Source organism: Aquimarina rhabdastrellae (assembly GCA_947387485.1).
Taxonomy (GTDB): Bacteria; Bacteroidota; Bacteroidia; order Flavobacteriales; family Flavobacteriaceae; genus Aquimarina.
In genome coordinates this window covers 208,013-226,675 of sequence record CANDNT010000007.1, presented here as the reverse complement: position 1 = coordinate 226,675, position 18,663 = coordinate 208,013, and the positions used below count along the sequence as shown (strand labels likewise).

Genomic DNA, 18,663 nt, shown 5'->3' with positions numbered 1-18,663 from the left:
AATCAACAACAAATAGATAGTTTAAGGAAGAAATATGGAGAATATCTGTATTTCAACTTATCCATGTCAAGAGGTAACCAGGAGTTATTGACAGGAATGGCAGGAAACAGGCAGCAATTTGGGTCAATGGTAAATCAACTAGCTTTTGGAATGGAAGAAAAAGTACATATGTACACCTTTCATAAAGATACCATAGCCATGGCAGATTATATTTATCCTAGGATGTATGGAATGAGTGGAGCAACTACGATGTTATTGGTATATCCTCGAGAGGAAAAAATAGAAGAAGATACCTATATCAATCTCACCATAGAAGATTTAGGATTGTATACGGGAGAGGTGAAATTTAAAATACCAATTAAGGTAATAACAAACGAACCACAATTACAATTTTAGAATGACTGTGACAATCTAGTACAAAGTATAAACAATCAAAAGACGAATAATCCTTTATAAGCCAAAATTATGAAGACCAAGACAAAATTTTCGCACCGAGTAATAGCGGTGTTTTTTACACTTAATTTTCTCCAGACCTTGATTCCGTATAATCAATTATGGGCAAATAATAATGGACCAACAGCACCAGAAGCAACAAGTTTTGAGCCAGTAGATGCTACAGATATGGTGAATCTTAACACAGGAGCATTTACATATGTATTACCAATGTTAAATGTACCATCTCCAGAAGGAGGATATCCAGTTGCGTTATCATATCATGGAGGAATAGGGATGGAACAACAAGCTTCTTGGGTTGGTTTAGGATGGACATTAAATCCAGGAGCTATTAATAGAACTGTGAATGGATATCCAGACGATTATAAGTCAGCAAAGATTACAGAGTATTTTTATGATGAAGGAGGATTAATTACATCTCATCATGCTTCTTTAGGATATTCGGCGGGTGCTTTTTCAGTTTCGACAGGGGTTACTTGGGGAAGTCATCAAAGTGTTGGAGGATATGTTAGTGCAGGTGTTGGTTTGCAGGTAGGTACGGTTAATGTAGGCGCTAATGCAACAATAGGAACAGAGAGATCAAGTGTAGGAGTATCAGCAACTTTTGCTTCAGGATTATCTTTAGGAGCAAGTATTGATTCTACAGGAGAAGTAGGAGGAAATTTAGGATTTTCAAGTAATAGCGGAGGTTTTTCGATAGGAGCTACGAGTGCGGGAACATATTCAGTTGGTTTTAATAGTAAAGGACAAGGTTCTCTAGGAGTTAGTTTTTCTTCATCAGGAATTAGTGCTAATGTAAGTTTTAATCGTTCTTCAAAAGGAGGAGGAGCATCTAGATCTTTTAATGCGGTAAGTGGAGTAGGAATTGGATTGAGAGTCGCTTTTTCAAATTCAGTAAGTATGGGGGACTATACAACTTCACAAAGTGGTTTTTTACTACCAATTACAGTTCCAACTCCTGTTGGGATATTTAGTTTTACGTATGGAAATCAGAGGCTTAGATATTATATAAGTAGGAAGAAGACAAATTATATAAACGCTCCGATGTATTTCAAAGACGGTACTTTTAATGAAACGAGATGGAAGATTATATGTCATAGAGCATATCCAGATGAGCATATTATGTGTCATCAAGAGTATTTTGATTCGTATGAAGAATTAGAAGAAGAACTAGAGTATCTAGATGGGCAAGATTGTTTATGTGATATAGAAGTTGAGTATGAAAATACTGCTTTTATGGATACATATGAAGTTCCGTTATATGATAATAAATTTGCAGAAGAAAATAGAGTAGAGCATAATAACATATCTTTTCCAGCATATGATAGTTATATGGTACAAGCTCAAGGATTATCAGGAACTATGAGTTCTAGAGTATATGATAATGGCGCTCTTTTTGGTTTTGAGAATAATTTAGAGAATGCAGAAGGGTATAAAATTAAATATAGGCCTAACGGTCGAACTTTGGCAAGGGATATAGAAGAACATCTTAAATTTAATAAAAGACCGAGTTTTCATTTTGATAATGAATTAACAACATATTTGGGAATTAATACAGCAGAGTTTTATACCTTAAATGAATTAACACAACGCTCGCAACATATTCTATCATATTATAAAGGAGGGGTACCAGCTAATGATGCTTTACCAGATAGAATAACATCTAATCATGTAACTTTTTTTACAAATAAAGAAATTAAAGAGAATGCTACAGATGTATATAGAAAAGGATTCTTGAAGCCTAGATTAAGAGCAGAGTCATTTAATAGAGCATCTACTCCAGATGATGGAATCGGAGCGTTTAAAATTACAGCACCTGACGGGAAAACGTATCACTACTCACTCCCAGTATATAATCATGAAATGGTTTCTAGGACAATAGGAGAGGTAAAAAAAGAGAATAGTAGTACACCTAAGCCAGAAAATGAATCTTATTTTGAAAAAAGACAACTAGAACCGTATGCGACACACTGGTTATTAACAGCTGTAACAGGTCCTGATTTTATAGATAATGGAGATGGTATAGCAGGAGAAGGAGATTTAGGATATTGGGTTGATTTAAGTTATGGTAAATGGTCAGACTCGTATATATGGAGAAATCCAAGTAATAAAGATTTTATAGAAAGTAAAAAGCGAGTAGGAGTAAAAACAGTAACTCATGGTAGAAAAGATGTATTTTATTTAAATGAAATAAAAACAAGAACCCACACCGGAATTTTTGTAAAAGAAGAAAGTCCTTATGAGACTTCAAAAACATGGAGCTATAAGGGAGTTGACCATGTAGGAGGACAAAATGGAGGTAATTATCACCAGCGTTTTTTTGTTTTTAAACAACATCAATTAAGATTAGATAAAGTGATTTTACTTAAAAATGAGGATATAGTTAATTTAACTACGGATTCTCCTGATGATACACCATCGGTAAGAGAATCGATAAAATATAATGATTCAGAGAAGGAAAATGTGATAGCACATCGACGAATGTTTAAGAATGTTTATACAAAAACTGATATTCCATCAAGCTTATATGATAAATCGATAAAAGTAATTGATCTTCAATATGGTACTTTGGTAAGAGGGAATGAGAGATCTTCTTTAGCATCTGTAGGGTTTAGAGGTAAAGGAAATAAAAGTGTCATTCCTAGATATCAATTCAAATATATAGAACCTAACTATACCTATAATGTGGAAGATGTAGATGAGTGGGGATATAATAAAATAGATCCATCATATTGGTCTTTGAATGAAATTATAACACCACAGGGAGGAAGTATTAAAGTTGATTATGAAGAGCATAGAAGTAAAAGTATAATAACTCATGCAATCAAGTTTAGAGAAGGGCGACAATACGATTTTAGAATTATGAGTACTACATCAGGAGGTACAGAATATGATTTTATAATACAATCTCCAGAGGTTATAGAATTTAATATAGGTGATAAACTGGATATAGATTATCACCAAAAATATTGTGATGAAGGATATACATCAGATGAAGATATTTTAGTAGAAAAGAGTTATAAAGGAAAAGGTACTATAACAAGAAGGCTAGATGGTTTTAGATACGGTGTTAAATATGATGGAAATGTAATAACTGAAGAACAGAGGAGGTGTTATGGAGATAAAAAAGAGTATGTTAACGAATTTACAGCAGAATATCCAAATCCAGATCAGGTAACAATAGGAGCTGGTATAAGAGTTAAAAATGTAGAATTAAAAACAGATACAGAATCATACAAAACGATTTATACCTATGGTGAAAATGGTAGTGGAATAGGAACAGTAAGTTACTATCCATTTGCAGATGAGTTAGAAGAAGAATTACCATATAGTGCAGAATTACCGTTCCCTAGAGTAATGTATGAGTATGTTGCTGTGCAAAATGGAGCCTCAGAAGCAGAAAAAATGCCTAAAAACATTTACAAGTTTGAAATATTAAAAAATAAAGATGAGAATAGGATAAAGTATGATGATTTGTATGAAATAAAAATTAATCAAATAGATAGTTTCGTACAAAACCCTACATATGCTAATAATACAGATGTAATTATTAAAGAAGGTGTTGTAGAAGATAATTTAGCATCAATAGGACGATTACTTGAAGTAGAAACATTCAATGGAGAAAATCAATTGATGAGTAAAACCATTAATGATTACTATTCAAAAGACGAAATCCCTAATAAACTGGGGATAAAAGAAGAAGCTTTTCAAACATATAAAGAAGTATCAAGTAATGATACTAGTAAGAGACATAAAAAAATGATTGCTTCTTCAAAAAGAATTAAATACCCAAGTATATTAAAGCAGACTACAGAAATAAAAGGAGGAAATACTTATACAACAAGATTTGAGGATAGAAATCCTATTTCTGGACAAGCTAGAAAAGTAATAACAGAAAATTCATTTGGTGAGAGTATAGTTGTAGAATCTATGCCTGCTTTTGAAAGATATGCAAAAATGTCTAGTAAGGTGATAGATGATAATAACAAAAATATGTTAACACAAGTTACAGCTTCTCAGACCTATTTAATAGATGCAGATCAGAATATCGAAGTATTAGATGCATCAGTAGATACATGGAGAGATTGGGGATATAATGTATGGCGTAAAAAAGCAATGTATAGATGGAATGGAGCGTTGACGACTAACGGAGGTTTTGAAAATTATGATGTAAACTCCTTTGGTAATTTTAATTGGAATTTAGATATCCAAACAAATAGTAATTGGGAGAAAATTTCGGAAACTTTGCAATATAACCATTTCTCCAAGCCATTAGAAACTGTTGATATCAATGGTAATAAGGCAGCTGTAAAATATGATATAGATCAAACAAAAGTTTTTGCAGTAGCGAATGCAGCATATAGTGCTATGTTTTATAGCGGTGCAGAAGATATTAAATTAATAGGATCACATAATCTAGGAGGTGGTGTATATAAAGATGCAAGTACCGTAATATCTTCAGAAAAAGTACATACAGGAAAATATAGTATTAAGGCAAATACATCTCAAAAACCATTTTATGTAACTGTAGGAGAAACGAATAAATATAGGGTTTCTGTTTGGGTGGATAAAGCTAATTATACAGGAACTCGATTAAAGGTAGGAAACGCAGCAATAATATATGAAGAAAACGAAAAAGTTTTTGCAGGAAACTGGGTGCAATTAAATTTCTATACAGATACTATTGTTGCCAATGAAGAAATAGCTTTAATAAACGGAACAGGGATATCTTATTTTGATGATTTTAGAGTATATCCGATAACATCAACAATGACCAGTTATGTCTATAATGAATGGGAAGAATTAACACATATTTTAGGAAGTAATAACCTAGCAACAAGATATGAATATGATGATGCAGGAAGATTGAAACGAGTATATGAAGAAGTGGTTGACCAACCAGGACTTACAGGAGGTTTTAAATTGAGTACAGAGCATAATTATCATTACGCTAATTATGTAGAAGATCCATATCTCCTATACCCTTTAGAAGCAAATTTTGGATATCAAGCAGGACCAAATCCACGTGTAGAATATGTTGTAGCAGAAGCTTCTGAAGGTAGTGGAGAGTATCAATATCGATGGGGTGTAGAGTATGGAAGACCACCTACTAACTTTAGCTCATGGGGTAATAATGATAGAGTCGATATACCTACTTGTGAAAGAGAAGAGATTTTTGTGAGATGTGAAGTAAGAGATGTACAAACTCAAGAAGTAATAAGCTTATCTAGAAGTATTATAACGGATTGTTATGAACAGAATTAACAAAAATAATGCGAATCTAGAAGATCAATCAATAAACAATTTTATAAATATGGAAAAGCAATTTTTTTATAAGAGAATTGTTCTCGTTATAATGATTACGTTAATAGGGCAAATGGCTATGTCTCAAATTAATGTATCAACCACAGATAAAAATTGGATATCGGTAAATAGTTATGATGCAGAAGGGAATTTAGTAGGAGCCAATGTTTCCTTTTCTAATGGATTAGGTAAAACTATTCAAACAATATCATACGATAAAAAATTAGACGAGATGTGGGCGTCAGAGGTTTTTTATGATAATCAAGGGCGACCAGCATTACAAACCTTAAGTTCACCAATAGGAAGACAGTCTAGTTTTAGTTATATGCAAAACTTTACAAGAAAGCCTAATGGATTACAGTTAACAGTCAATGATTATGATTCTGGAGATATAGAGACTCCTCCGCTTATAGGAAATCAAGCTAATTCATTAGGATGGTATTATAGCGAATCAAATACAAGAGAACCATATCAAGACGTTACAGATCGACCATATAGTAGATCAATTTATAGTGTATTGAATCCAGGAACAACTTTAAAAACTATAGGAGGGAATAAACAAAACGGTGAATGGAGACACTCATATAGTTTTACAATGCCTGTAGGACAAGAACTATCAAATATATTTGCCTTTGAGGAATCTAAATATGCAAATATTAAGGCTTATAAAACTGTAGTTAGGGATGTACATGGAGTAGAGAATGTGGTTTTTACAGATACAGATGGAAATACATTAGCAACAGCTCGAAGTGGTGATGAAGATAGAATAACTTCAGAATATGAGATTTTCACTTCTACGATTAGAATTAATGAACAAGGATATATAGACATTCACATCCCTGTAGGGATTACAGGAATAGAAATTACAAATCCTTTTCAGGTAGGAATAAAAATTTATGATCTAATTACAGAACAATTAGTTACAACCTCACATACAGCATTAACAAATGGTTTTTACAGAGTAGCATTAAGTGATTATACAGGAAGGACTAGTGGTATACAAATAACCTATCGTACCAATTATTATGATTATAATCTTAACAAATATGATAAGTCAGGTAGGTTGATAAGCAATGCACAGCCTGTAGATCATGTTTTTAATCCAAGCACTATATATGAATACAATTCATTAAATCAGTTGGTTAAAACTCAAAATCGAGATGAGGGAACATCTCGATTTAAATACCGAAAAGATGGGCAAATTCGTTTTTCGCAAAATCATTTACAGCGAGATATTTTTGAAACAGGAATTAGAGATGGTGACGATCCAGGAAATGGTGGAGGAGGAGGAATTCTTATAGAAGAGTTTTCATATACCAATTATGATACTTATGGAAGGCCTGTAGAAAGTGGTTTATCTACAAATAATACCCCATCAGAGGTTATTATTTTTGACGATTTAGATCCAGATGAAGAAGAATTTCCAGGGTTTAAAAAAGAGCAAGTATTTACGGTTTATGATATTGCAGACCAGAATGGTTTACAAGCAGCTTTTACGAGAGATAGTAGGTATATCAATTATGGAAAACAAAGTTTTGTGTCAGGTAATGTATCAAAAACCTACACCGCCAATCCAGAAACTACAACAACTTGGTATAGCTATGATATCTATGGGAGAGTAAAATGGATTGTACAAAAAATAAATGGATTGAATGGAGTAAAAACAATTGATTATGAATATGATCCAATCACAAGTCAAGTAACTAAAGTATATTTTCAAAAAGGAGTACAAAACGAACAATTTATACATCGTTATACATATGATCCAGCAGACTATAGTTTAATCAAAGTAGAGACATCTCTAGATAATATCAATTTTCAAGAAGATGGGCAGTATGAATATTATGAAACAGGAAGTCTAAAAAGAACAATAATAGGTAATGGATTACAAGGAATCGATTATGTGTACAACCTTAACGGAGCATTAAAGAGTGTAAATGACCCAAGATTAAATAGCTCTACCGATCCAGGAAGAGATGTACGCGATCTGTTTGGGATGAATTTACATTACTACCAGAATGATTATCGAAGAACTAATACACCAACGTCTATACCAAGTATGGCAGGAGGAGCAGATCAATACAATGGTAATATCAAAGCATGGAGTTGGAATACTAAGGATGAAAATAATGGAGTTAGTGATACCTATTATTACAGCTATAATAAAAATAATTGGTTAACAGGAGCTAGTTTTAATAATGCACTTGTGGGTAATAATGGAATTGAAGTAGATAAGATATTATCAACTCCTATAGTGTCTAGTCAAAATGCAAGAGCTTCAAGATCGATTAGCCTAAAACCAGGATTCCATGTAGAAGCAAGCAGTTCTTTGATATTTACAGCTAAAATAGTAGAAGAGCAAGAAGTAGATAGTACAGGAGATTATAATGTATATGGGGTTACTTATGATGCTAATGGTAATATACAAAGTCTGAATCGTAATAAGCATACAGAAGATGGGGCTAATACTATGGATCAACTATCATATGTATACAAAAATGATAAAAAGAATCAGCTATTGCGCGTAGATGATGCCGTGACTAGAGATACGAATGCAGCAGATATCAAGGATCAAGACGGGGATAATTATATATACAATAGTATAGGGCAATTAGTTCGTAATAACGAAGAAGGGATAGACTATTTTTATAACACAAGTGGATTAGTTTCTGAGATCAAAAGAAATAATGTATCTTTAGTCAAGTTCTTTTACAATGATAAAGGACATCGAGTTCGTAAAGAAGCATACAGTACAGAGGGAAATCTTAACTATACAGAACACTATGTACGAGATGCAGCAGGAACGGCGATGGCCATTTATAGAGATGGACAAGCTATAGAGCATACAATTTATGGTAGTGGACGATTAGGAGTATATAAAAGAGTAACAGGCAATAGCTTATACCAGTTAACAGATCATTTAGGAAATGTAAGAGTAGTAGTAGGTAGAACAAGTACTGGGCAACCGATAGCAATAACAACTACAGATTATTATCCATTTGGGATGGCAATGCCTGGGCGTACCCTGAGCGGGGCCGAAGGGTACAGATATGCATATCAAGGCCAAGAAAAAGATCCTGAAACAGGTAAAGAAGCATTTGAACTTAGATTATGGGATAGTAGAATAGGGCGATGGTTGACTACGGATCCAGCAGGGCAGTATGACTCTCCTTATATGGCAATGGGAAATAATCCTATTATTAGAATAGATCCTGATGGAGGTTTTGATTGGGTTTATAATAAAGAAACCGATAGATATATTTGGGATGAAAACGTGACTTCTGCTTCAGATAGTGATTTAAATACTGATTTGTATGAATATGTTGGGACGAGTTTTAATTCTGTATCAGAACATTTTGAAAAAAATGCAAGCTTTTTAGATAAATTTAAATCTTTTGTTGGATCAGGAGGTGTTAGTACAAAAATTGATTTTTCAAGTTATGTTTCAGCTATGATTCGACCAAAAATAGAAAATGCTATTTTAAGTCAAAAAGATGGTTACGCACAATTTTTAGATGGAAAAAGATCTACTGTTGGATTTTATCCAAAAGATTTTAGTATACCGGGGCTTGAAAGAAATAATGGAACTTTTTTAACATATGATACAGGTTTAGGATCAAATGAATATCATTTTAGTACGACATTAAATATAGATGGTAGTTCAATTCCTATAACGGGCACGTACTTAGTAAGAAATAAGGGCGTAAATATAGTTAGTTCAATTAATGATTTAGGAAAATATGCAACTTCTCATGGTGAGTATTATGAAAATGCATTAAGTTTTGATGGCAAAGCAAAAGGAGTTGTGATTTTGAATGTTGATAATAGACAATTATATGATCAACTATTGCTTTTTATGTTTGGAACACACAAATAATATTATGTATGAAGTTTTTATTTAATCTTTTATTGGTGTTTATGATTATTAGTTGTTCTAGAATAGATAAAAGAAACAATCTAAAAACAGATTATCTAAGATTTATTCAAGAATATAATAATTTTTATAATATTCCATTAACAAAAGATGTTGATATTAGTTCTTTCAAAAACTATCTTAATGAAAATTATAATTATATAGATTATATTAAAAATAATTATCACAATCTAAATATTAAGGGGAATTTATTAATTATCGAAGATCAGCAGTTTTCTTTTTTTAAAAAAGAATATAAAATAGACTTAGATAATGACATTCCTAAAAATAATAAATGCAACTTAGAAAGTTTTGTTCGTTTGATTCATATTTATAAAGATTATAAGAAAATTGAAAACAATTATTTAAGAGAAGAGTTGCAAGATTTTCTTATTACAGAATTTGATTCACTAGTAACATTACCTTTTTATTCTGAAAGAAGATCACTTGTTAAAAAAAGAAAAATAGTAACTTTTAAATATAAAAATAAAGAATTAGCTATCTTTTGTTTGAATAATAATTTTAGTGATTATGAGAATAGATTTTTAGTTGATTCTATAAAAAAGAAACTGAAGACTCATTTAAATTTCTTGAAACTAAAATATGATTATTTATTGATTTCTGTAGAGGTGAACTAAATTATACTTACCAGTTATGCTAAGTTTAAATTGCTAGCATTCGACTCTTTTCGAGTGTCGTTGAAGCTTGGCAAACAACAATAAATAAAAATAATCAGTAGCCACAATCTATTTTGATATAGGTTGTGGTTTTGATTTTTATGCAGAGTATGCTTTTAGGGTTTTTGTATCACGTATAAAAGTATCAATGACGATTTTCTCGAAGAGTGATTAAAAAAAAGTTAGACAGCTTTGCGATAGTCTGTGACTTCGTACAATTACAAGTAGAAGAACAAAAAATGTATTAATAAATAAGGAAAAGCATTTTTTCTCAAGAAACCGTATCTTTGTATATTAATATTAAAACATTCATCAAAGAAATATGCATTTAATAAAAAACCAATGGTATATAAGTATAATTATTGTATTTATAACCATTACAAACCTACAGGCACAGTCCAATACTAGCTTAGGAACTATAGGTATTGTTAATAAATCTTATAATACTACTGCGATTCCGCAATATCAAAACCCTATCAAGCTTGAGTATCATGTCAAGGATTTTGACTCAAAAACATATCAAGAATACAGAAATCAATTTTCAGAGATAAAAAAAGCATTACCTTTAAAAGATACGATACAAAAGAAAAAACTACAATATATAACGCTTTATATAGCAGATCAAGTGGGGATACTAGAAGCATTAGAACAAGAAGTTAATCAAAGAGTAAGTACCTATGTGATAGAACAACCTAATGCGGTTATTGTAGATGCTGTTAAATGGGTGATTCCGCTTACTGATCAAAAACAGTTAGCACAAGCAGAAGCATTATTTTTACAAAATAAATACCCAAAGCAATACGAGATTTCTTTGGTTAAAGAAGGTAAAGAGTTTTATACAATCCCATTATCAAAAGGAACTGTATTTGATGTAGAAACCTCAGGTTTTTGTTGGAAAAAAGATAAAAGAGGGAAACCAAAGTTATCAGCCTTATTACAACAAGGAGCAAAATGTGCAAAAGGACAAGAACAAAATGCTTTACAAGTAATAGAAGAGCAAAAAAATAAATTTTAAAATACAAAATCAAAAAACGAAAAATGAAAAAGACCATGTTATACCTAGTGATATTAGGTTGTTTTTGGAGTTGTGAAGAAATCCTATTCGAAGAAGATATAACAGAAGAAGTAGTGACCATAGTAGCACCATTAGATAATAGTACTGTAAACAATACAGTAGTAGATTTTAGATGGGAAGAAGTTACTGGAGCGACAAAATATAAAGTACAAATAGCAAGACCTAATTTTGAAACAGCAAATCAAATAGTCAAAGATACAATACTTACTACAGCACGTTATACAACAACGCTGCCAGCAAATAGATATGAATGGAGAGTACGAGCAGAAAATGAAAACTCAGTAACTATATATACCGCTGCCGATTTTGAAGTAAGAGAAAGTGAGGATTTTTCATCAAGAATAGTGAGCTTATTAAGCCCTGTAGATAACCAAATCCTGAATAATAGATTGGTGAATCTGCAATGGAATGCGGTTACAGATGCTGTACTATATAGAATACAAATTTTGGATAGTAATGATGTCGTATTACAAGAAGAGACAGTAACAACGACAAATATTCAGTTGACCTTACCCGAAGGAGAAGTAAAATGGCAAGTAAGAGCCGAGAATCAAACACAAAATACATTATATACAGACCATACGGTAATTATTGATAGTAATAACCCAAGAAAACCACAATTAACGGCGCCAGTCAATAATGCGATGTTAACTACAAATACGATACGTTTTGAATGGACCAGAGAAGCCGTAGAAGGAACTACAGAGTTTGATAGTCTTTATGTGTATAGAAATCAGATGTTAACAGATTTAGTGACCAAAGCAGGAGCAACCTCTCCTCATGAAATAGAGATCGCTGATACGGCAACCTATTATTGGGTAGTTCGAGCGTTTGACGAAGCTGGAAATCAAAGTGAAACAAGTGATGTATTTAGTTTTGAAATAAATTAAAGAGCATGCTTAAAGGAAAAAAAGGAATATATATATTACTACCTGTAGTTGTTTTTGTTTGGGGGGCTATTATCTACCAAGTTGTAGATGCTTTTTCTGAAGAAGAACCTGTTTATTTTTCTGAAGTCAAAGTAAATACCAAAGAAATAAAAACAGTAGAAAGAGAGAAGTTTGAGTTAGCAGAAATTACTCGAGATCCATTCTTAGGAAAAACATATGTAAAAAAGAAAATAGCACAAACTGCACCTAAGGCAAACAAAAAGCGAGAAGAAATACAATGGCCTCAAATCCAATATAAAGGAAAAATAACAGGTAGTGGTACACAAACAGCAGTATTTTTAATAAACATTGCAGGACAGGAACATGTGGTTTCAAAAAGAGAAACGGTTAATGAAATAACTGTTCTTAGAGGGAATGATACTACAATTACATTACGATATAAAGGAAAACAAAAACAATTTTCAATCCTAAATTGAGGAAGATATTAGGCATAAAACTTAAAGCACAAGCACTACATTTTGCACTGATGGTAGCAGTTATCGTGGCGTTACTTTTAGGAAGTTTTTTGATGTTGACTCACACACATTCTTTTTTTAAGGTACAATCAAATGAGTTGATACATACTTCTACAGAGAATAATAGAACAATTCTTGAGGAAGTAGCAATAAGTAATGATACTTTAAAAATAGAAGATAACGTTAAGGTTATAAAAAAGAAGGCAACATATCATGGTGCTTGGGAAAAGGTAGCGGTGAAAACAGCATTACGTAAGTTTAATTTTGTTAATGTAGCGTTTAAAGGAAGTTTATTAAAAGATGATAGCCCTAATTTATATGTAGTAGACCAATGGTCTCCAGTAGTAGTAGCAGGAAATACAAGAGTAGAAGGGAATAGTTATGTTTCTAAAGCGGGTTTTAGAGCAGGAAATATAGGCGGAGAATACTATCAAGGAAGTCAACTTTTTTATGGAAGAACATATGAAAGTAAAGAGACATTGCCTCAATTAGAACAAGATTGGAAAATATATCTGGATAGACTTTTATCTACAGAACTTAATAATACAGAAGAGGTAGACTTAGAAAAAGAAGTTAAGAATACGTTCTTAAATACTACCAAACTTATACGAAGTATTCAGACGATATCTATAACACATCAAAAATTAATAGGGAATATCATAATTAAGTCAAATAAAGAGATTATCATATACCCTAATGCAGTATTGCAAGACGTGATATGTATTGCACCCAAAATAACAGTTAAAAGCGGATTTAAAGGAACAGCACAATTAATAGCTTCAAAAAAGATAAAAATAGAAGCTAATGTCGCATTACAGTATCCCTCTGCTGTTTTAATGAGTTCAAAAGAGACAGAAGAAATCACAAATACTAATTTGCAAGCTAAAAAAGATAAGAATATAGAGATAGGCAAAGGAACATCTATTGATGGTAGTGTGGTTTTTTTGACTAAAAATCAAAAGGCAGAAGAACGCACCAAAACGCATATATTTATAGATAAAGAAGTGGATATTAGAGGCGAAATTTATTGCGAAGGAAATATTGACTTTAGAGGAAAAATCCAAGGCGGATTATATGCAAATCAGTTTATAGCTAAACAAAAAGGAAGCATTTATATGAATCATATCATTGATGCTCAAATATTACCGTATCATGTTGAGGATTATGCAGGATTGCCCTTTAAAAATACTCAGAAATCACTAGCAAGATGGTTATACTGAAAAAAATACGCAGTGCTACGCTAGTAGAAACATTAACAGCATCAGTGTTGGTCGTCATTGTGTTTATAATGGCTAGTATCATATTGAATAACACATTTGCAAATACGATACGAAAAGAAAATAGTGCAATACAAAATAAGATTCATGAATTACAGTATTTATATCAACACAAAAAGATTAAAATACCGTATGTAGAAACTTATGGAGGTTGGGAATTAGAAATAATAAAAGAACAAAATGATGTGATTTTATTATATACAAAAGAAAATAGTATACAAGAACTAATCTTAGAAAGAGAGGTGACTGATGAATAAAGCTAAAGTCAACGCCTTTACTTTAACCGAAATTATGGTTGTGTTAGTGATTACTGCTATTGTTGTGGGGTTAGCCTTTTCTGTCATTAATATGGTGCAAAATAATATACAATTAATAGCATCAAACTATAAACATAAATCCGAAATTCAGCAACTACATCAAAGTTTACAAATAGATTTTAATCGATTTAGAGAAAGTTATTGGGATAATGAAACAGAGACTATCATTTTAAAAAATCCTATACGTGAAGAAAGATATCAAATAAAAGAAGATAGTATTTATACTTCAATAAAAGCGTATCCACTTAAAGTTAGAAAAAAGGTATTATACTTTAAAGGAGAAGAAGTTACCAAGGGAAGAATAGATGCGATTAAAATATATTTTGAAGAGAGTTTAGATATACAATTTGTTTTTATCTCAAAGCATAATGATTTGAGTATATATTTTGAAGAATGGGAATAAAAATTCAAAAACATAAAGAAGAAAAAAAAGCAAAAGATAAAAATTGGGATATCTCAGAGATATTAACAAAAGAGATTACGCTTTTTGGCAAAAACTTTAATAATAAGAAAAAAGAACAATGGTATAATGAATTAAACGTCTTATTAAGATCAGGTATAGACTTAAAAAGCGGACTCGAGTTATTAGCAGAAACACAAAAAAAAGAACAGGATGCTAAAATGATTTCAGAAATGCTAGAAGAACTTGTTAACGGGAAGCCATTTTCAGAAATTATTAGAGTACATAAAGCTTTTTCAGACTATGAATATCATGCTATTAGAATAGGAGAGCAAACAGGTAAACTGGCAGAGATAACCTTAGAACTTAGTTTGTTTTATAAACGAAAGAACGACTTAAAAAGAGAAGTTATTTCGGCAATGACATATCCAGTAATTGTATTGATTACAGCAGTCTTGGTAATTATTTTTATGTTAAAATATGTCGTACCGATGTTTGTGGATATTTTTAAACAAAATAGAGTAGAATTACCAGGGATAACCAAGATAGTGATTCAGTTCTCTTCGTTAATTCAAGAACAGGGAATCTGGATACTATTATTAAGTATTGTATTGGGGTATACAATCAAATATGTATTCAAAAATAAGAAGGTTAAAGGCGTTTGGGGGCAAATACAATTAAAACTACCTATCATAGGAGAATATGTACGAAAAATTTATATGGCTCAGTTTACACAAGCTATAGCTTTGTTAACATCCGCAAAAGTACCTTTGGTAGAAAGTATAGATTTAGTTAGTAATATGATTTCTTTTTATCCATTACAAGAAGGATTAAAAAATGCAAACATTAAAGTAGTAGAAGGAGGTAAGTTAAGCTCAGCCTTTGCAAAACATAAAATATTTGACAAAAAGATGGTAGCAATGCTTAGAGTTGCAGAAGAAACCAATCAAACAGAATATATTTTTGAGCGATTAAACGAGCAATATAATGAGCAAGTAAAGTATCAATCTCAGGTGATTTCTAATGTTTTAAATCCTATTCTCACAATTCTGGTGGGAGTATTAGTAGGTGTAATCCTAGTAGCAATGTATTTACCTATGTTTAAGTTAAGTAGTGTAATAGGATAAAAATTATAGAGTAATGGTTAATATATAAAATAGAAAAACCTCGATGAAAATCGAGGTTTTAATTTTGCTGGTGGTGCCTCCAGGAATCGAACCAGGGACACAAGGATTTTCAGTCCTTTGCTCTACCAACTGAGCTAAGGCACCAGTCGCTATTGCTTTATTGCGGATGCAAATATAATAGCCTTTTTGGATTATACAAAATATATGAAGTAAAAATGTAACGAATTGATGAAAGAAAAATATAGAGAATTGCTATTGTGTTGTAAATTAATTAGGTAGTCTATTAAGGAATAGATTTGAATCAAAAGTTGAAGGCGAAATATATTTATGAATAAAGAATATCCAAATCTTAGATAGTTTTAAAAATACAGCTATATTTATTATATAGTTTATGTTAGAGAATCCTTTTAAGTTTTAGACTCAACCTAACTTAGTTCTCGTAGCTAATCACTCTTCGCTTATAAAAAAACACAACAATTGTTCTTGACTCCAACTTTAGTCAAATAATGAAAATAGAAGATATAAAAAAAACCTCGATGAAAATCGAGGTTTTAATTTTGCTGGTGGTGCCTCCAGGAATCGAACCAGGGACACAAGGATTTTCAGTCCTTTGCTCTACCAACTGAGCTAAGGCACCAGTCGCTATTGCTTTATTGCGGGTGCAAATATAATACGCTTTTTGGATTGTACAAAATATTTTTTGAGAAAATTCATTTTGTATCTTTGAAATCATAAATAAAAAAGATGAATCTAATTGTAGATGTAGGGAATACAGCCGTAAAAATAGGAGTGTTTTTAGCTAATGAATTGATAGAGAAAAGAGTCTGTGTTTTAGAGCAATTTTGTTTAGAAATTGAAAAAATAGATTTGCAGTATTTTCAAATAAAGAAAGCTATAATATCTTCGGTTGCAGATCTAAAATCCAAAGAATTGTCTATGCTTAAAGAAAAATGGGATGTTTTAGAGTTGAATGCAAAGACTTTAATGCCTTTTAAAAACTTATATAAAACACCAGAAACACTTGGAGTAGATAGACTAGCTGTAATCGCTGCAGCAGTAGAAAAATACCCTTCAAAGAATGTATTGATTGTTGATGCAGGAACGTGTATAACATACGAGTTTAAAAATCAAAATGAAGAATATCTAGGAGGAGCGATTGCACCAGGAATACAAATGCGATATAATGGATTACACAAGTTTACGGCAAAATTACCGTTATTAACAAGAGAAAATTCCCACGATATGATAGGAACAACGACAGAAGAGGCCATTCATTCGGGAATAATTAACGGAGTTTTGCATGAAATAGATGGTGTAATTTCATATTATTGCAACACTTATAGTGATTTAACAGTTATTTTAACCGGTGGGGATGCACATTTTTTGTCTAAAAGATTAAAAAATAGCATCTTTGCAGCCCCTGATTTTTTATTAGAGGGGCTTAATCACATTTTAGCTTTTAATAATAATAAATGATAAGAAAGATTTTAATAGTATTATTAGTTGTAGTAGCTAGTAATGCTTACGCTCAAGAAGGAACTTCATCACCATATTCGTTTTATGGAATAGGGATTCAAAAGTTCAAAGGAACAGCAGAAAATAGAGCTATGGGGGGATTGAGTGTATATGGAGATAGTATACATCTTAATTTACAAAATCCAGCAGCATATGGAGGACTTAAATTGACTACATACGCTTTAGGTGCTACATATAATACAGTTACAATAAAGAGTGATACACAAAAAGAAAGTACAGATAATGCTACAATAGATTATTTATCTATAGGAATTCCTGCCGGTAAGTTTGGATTTGGATTTGGATTAGTACCTTTTTCTACAGTAGGATATGAATTAATAGCAGAAGCAGATACACAAAGTTCAAGATTCACGGGATCTGGAGGAGTGAATAAAGTATATTTTTCTGCTGGATATGAAGTTATAAAAGGATTAAAACTAGGATTAGAAGCTAATTATAACTTTGGTAATATCGAAAATAAAATAGTGTTAGAACAAGACGATGTACAATATGCTACTAGAGAGGTTAATAAATCTAGTGTTTCTGGATTTTCATACTCTTTTGGAGCAATGTATACAAGAAGTTTGAATGAAAAACTAACATTAAACGTTTCGGCAACAATAGATCCAACATCAAGGTTGAACTTAGATAATTCAAGAGAGTTATCTACTGTGATTGTTAATGGAAATGGACAAGAAAGTGTAGTCGAAAATCAAACTATTACAGTTCCGGAAGGAAAGGTGGACTTGGCTACAGGATATTCTTTTGGAGCTGGTATAGGACAACCAAAAAAGTGGTTTGTAGGAGCAGAATACGCACAGACTGCAGCTACAGATTTTCAAAATAGAACATTTTCTACAAATAATGTAGTGTATGATAACGCTACTAGAATGAGTTTAGGAGGATTTTATATTCCAAAATATAATTCCTTAACTAGTTATTTTAAAAGAGTGGTTTACAGAGCAGGAGCTCGTTACGAAGAAACAGGATTAACTATAGATGGAGAGGGAATAAACGAGTTTGGCATATCTTTTGGAGTAGGATTGCCAATAGGAACTTTATTTTCCAATGCGAATATAGGATTTGAATACGGACAACGTGGAACTGTAAATGCAGGATTGGTAAAAGAAGATTTCTTTAATATTTCAATAGGTTTATCGTTAAATGATAAATGGTTTAGAAAATTAAAATATAATTAAC

The 18,663-nt window shown here is 31.7% G+C and carries 12 protein-coding genes, 2 tRNA genes and 1 pseudogene; 13 read left to right on the top strand and 2 right to left on the bottom strand.

Annotation, left to right across the window (positions count from 1 at the left end):
• The 11 genes and pseudogenes from ACYEKI_RS12790 to ACYEKI_RS12740 form a co-directional block, all read left to right on the top strand.
• Positions 1 to 396, top strand: a pseudogene (locus tag ACYEKI_RS12790) (hypothetical protein); the annotation flags it as partial.
• 69 nt (positions 397 to 465) lie between these two features.
• Positions 466 to 5,718 carry a hypothetical protein gene (locus tag ACYEKI_RS12785; RefSeq protein ID WP_459211583.1) on the top strand — a complete coding sequence of 1,751 codons (5,253 nt, stop codon included), beginning with the start codon at positions 466 to 468 and terminating at the stop codon, positions 5,716 to 5,718.
• Positions 5,705 to 9,634, top strand: coding sequence for an RHS repeat domain-containing protein (locus ACYEKI_RS12780; RefSeq protein ID WP_459211582.1), 3,930 nt, complete (start codon positions 5,705 to 5,707; stop codon positions 9,632 to 9,634). The genes ACYEKI_RS12785 and ACYEKI_RS12780 overlap by 14 nt, the downstream gene beginning before the upstream one ends.
• Before the next feature lie 8 nt (positions 9,635 to 9,642).
• Positions 9,643 to 10,308 (top strand): hypothetical protein, encoded by a 666-nt coding sequence (locus ACYEKI_RS12775; protein WP_459211581.1) that lies wholly within the window; start codon positions 9,643 to 9,645, stop codon positions 10,306 to 10,308.
• A gap of 361 nt (positions 10,309 to 10,669) precedes the next feature.
• Positions 10,670 to 11,362 carry a hypothetical protein gene (locus ACYEKI_RS12770; RefSeq protein WP_459211580.1) on the top strand — a complete coding sequence of 231 codons (693 nt, stop codon included), beginning with the start codon at positions 10,670 to 10,672 and terminating at the stop codon, positions 11,360 to 11,362.
• Between the two features lie 23 nt (positions 11,363 to 11,385).
• Complete coding sequence (locus tag ACYEKI_RS12765) at positions 11,386 to 12,312, top strand: hypothetical protein (protein WP_459211579.1); 927 nt, start codon at positions 11,386 to 11,388, stop codon at positions 12,310 to 12,312.
• A gap of 5 nt (positions 12,313 to 12,317) precedes the next feature.
• Positions 12,318 to 12,788: a hypothetical protein gene (locus ACYEKI_RS12760; RefSeq protein ID WP_459211578.1), complete on the top strand. Its 471-nt coding sequence runs from the start codon at positions 12,318 to 12,320 to the stop codon at positions 12,786 to 12,788.
• Positions 12,785 to 14,047 (top strand): hypothetical protein, encoded by a 1,263-nt coding sequence (locus tag ACYEKI_RS12755; protein WP_459211577.1) that lies wholly within the window; start codon positions 12,785 to 12,787, stop codon positions 14,045 to 14,047. Before ACYEKI_RS12760 ends, ACYEKI_RS12755 begins: the two co-directional genes overlap by 4 nt.
• Positions 14,035 to 14,361, top strand: a complete 327-nt coding sequence (locus ACYEKI_RS12750) for a hypothetical protein (protein ID WP_459211576.1) — start codon at positions 14,035 to 14,037, stop codon at positions 14,359 to 14,361. The genes ACYEKI_RS12755 and ACYEKI_RS12750 overlap by 13 nt, the downstream gene beginning before the upstream one ends.
• A complete protein-coding gene (locus ACYEKI_RS12745; protein WP_459211575.1) occupies positions 14,354 to 14,824 on the top strand; it encodes a PulJ/GspJ family protein in 471 nt (156 codons plus the stop codon). The genes ACYEKI_RS12750 and ACYEKI_RS12745 overlap by 8 nt, the downstream gene beginning before the upstream one ends.
• Entirely contained in the window at positions 14,815 to 15,948 is a 1,134-nt protein-coding gene (locus ACYEKI_RS12740; protein ID WP_459211574.1) for a type II secretion system F family protein, read from the top strand. Before ACYEKI_RS12745 ends, ACYEKI_RS12740 begins: the two co-directional genes overlap by 10 nt.
• Positions 15,949 to 16,016: 68 nt before the next feature.
• Here the strand turns inward: ACYEKI_RS12740 and ACYEKI_RS12735 are convergent.
• Together ACYEKI_RS12735 and ACYEKI_RS12730 are read right to left on the bottom strand one after the other, a co-directional pair.
• Positions 16,017 to 16,092: transfer RNA gene (locus ACYEKI_RS12735), tRNA-Phe, on the bottom strand.
• A 417-nt stretch (positions 16,093 to 16,509) separates the two neighbouring features.
• Positions 16,510 to 16,585: transfer RNA gene (locus tag ACYEKI_RS12730), tRNA-Phe, on the bottom strand.
• 107 nt (positions 16,586 to 16,692) lie between these two features.
• Between ACYEKI_RS12730 and ACYEKI_RS12725 the strand changes: the two genes are divergently transcribed.
• Positions 16,693 to 17,424: a type III pantothenate kinase gene (locus ACYEKI_RS12725; protein ID WP_459211573.1), complete on the top strand. Its 732-nt coding sequence runs from the start codon at positions 16,693 to 16,695 to the stop codon at positions 17,422 to 17,424.
• Positions 17,421 to 18,662, top strand: coding sequence for a hypothetical protein (locus tag ACYEKI_RS12720; RefSeq protein ID WP_459211572.1), 1,242 nt, complete (start codon positions 17,421 to 17,423; stop codon positions 18,660 to 18,662). Before ACYEKI_RS12725 ends, ACYEKI_RS12720 begins: the two co-directional genes overlap by 4 nt.
• The last annotated feature ends 1 nt before the right edge of the window (position 18,663 follow it).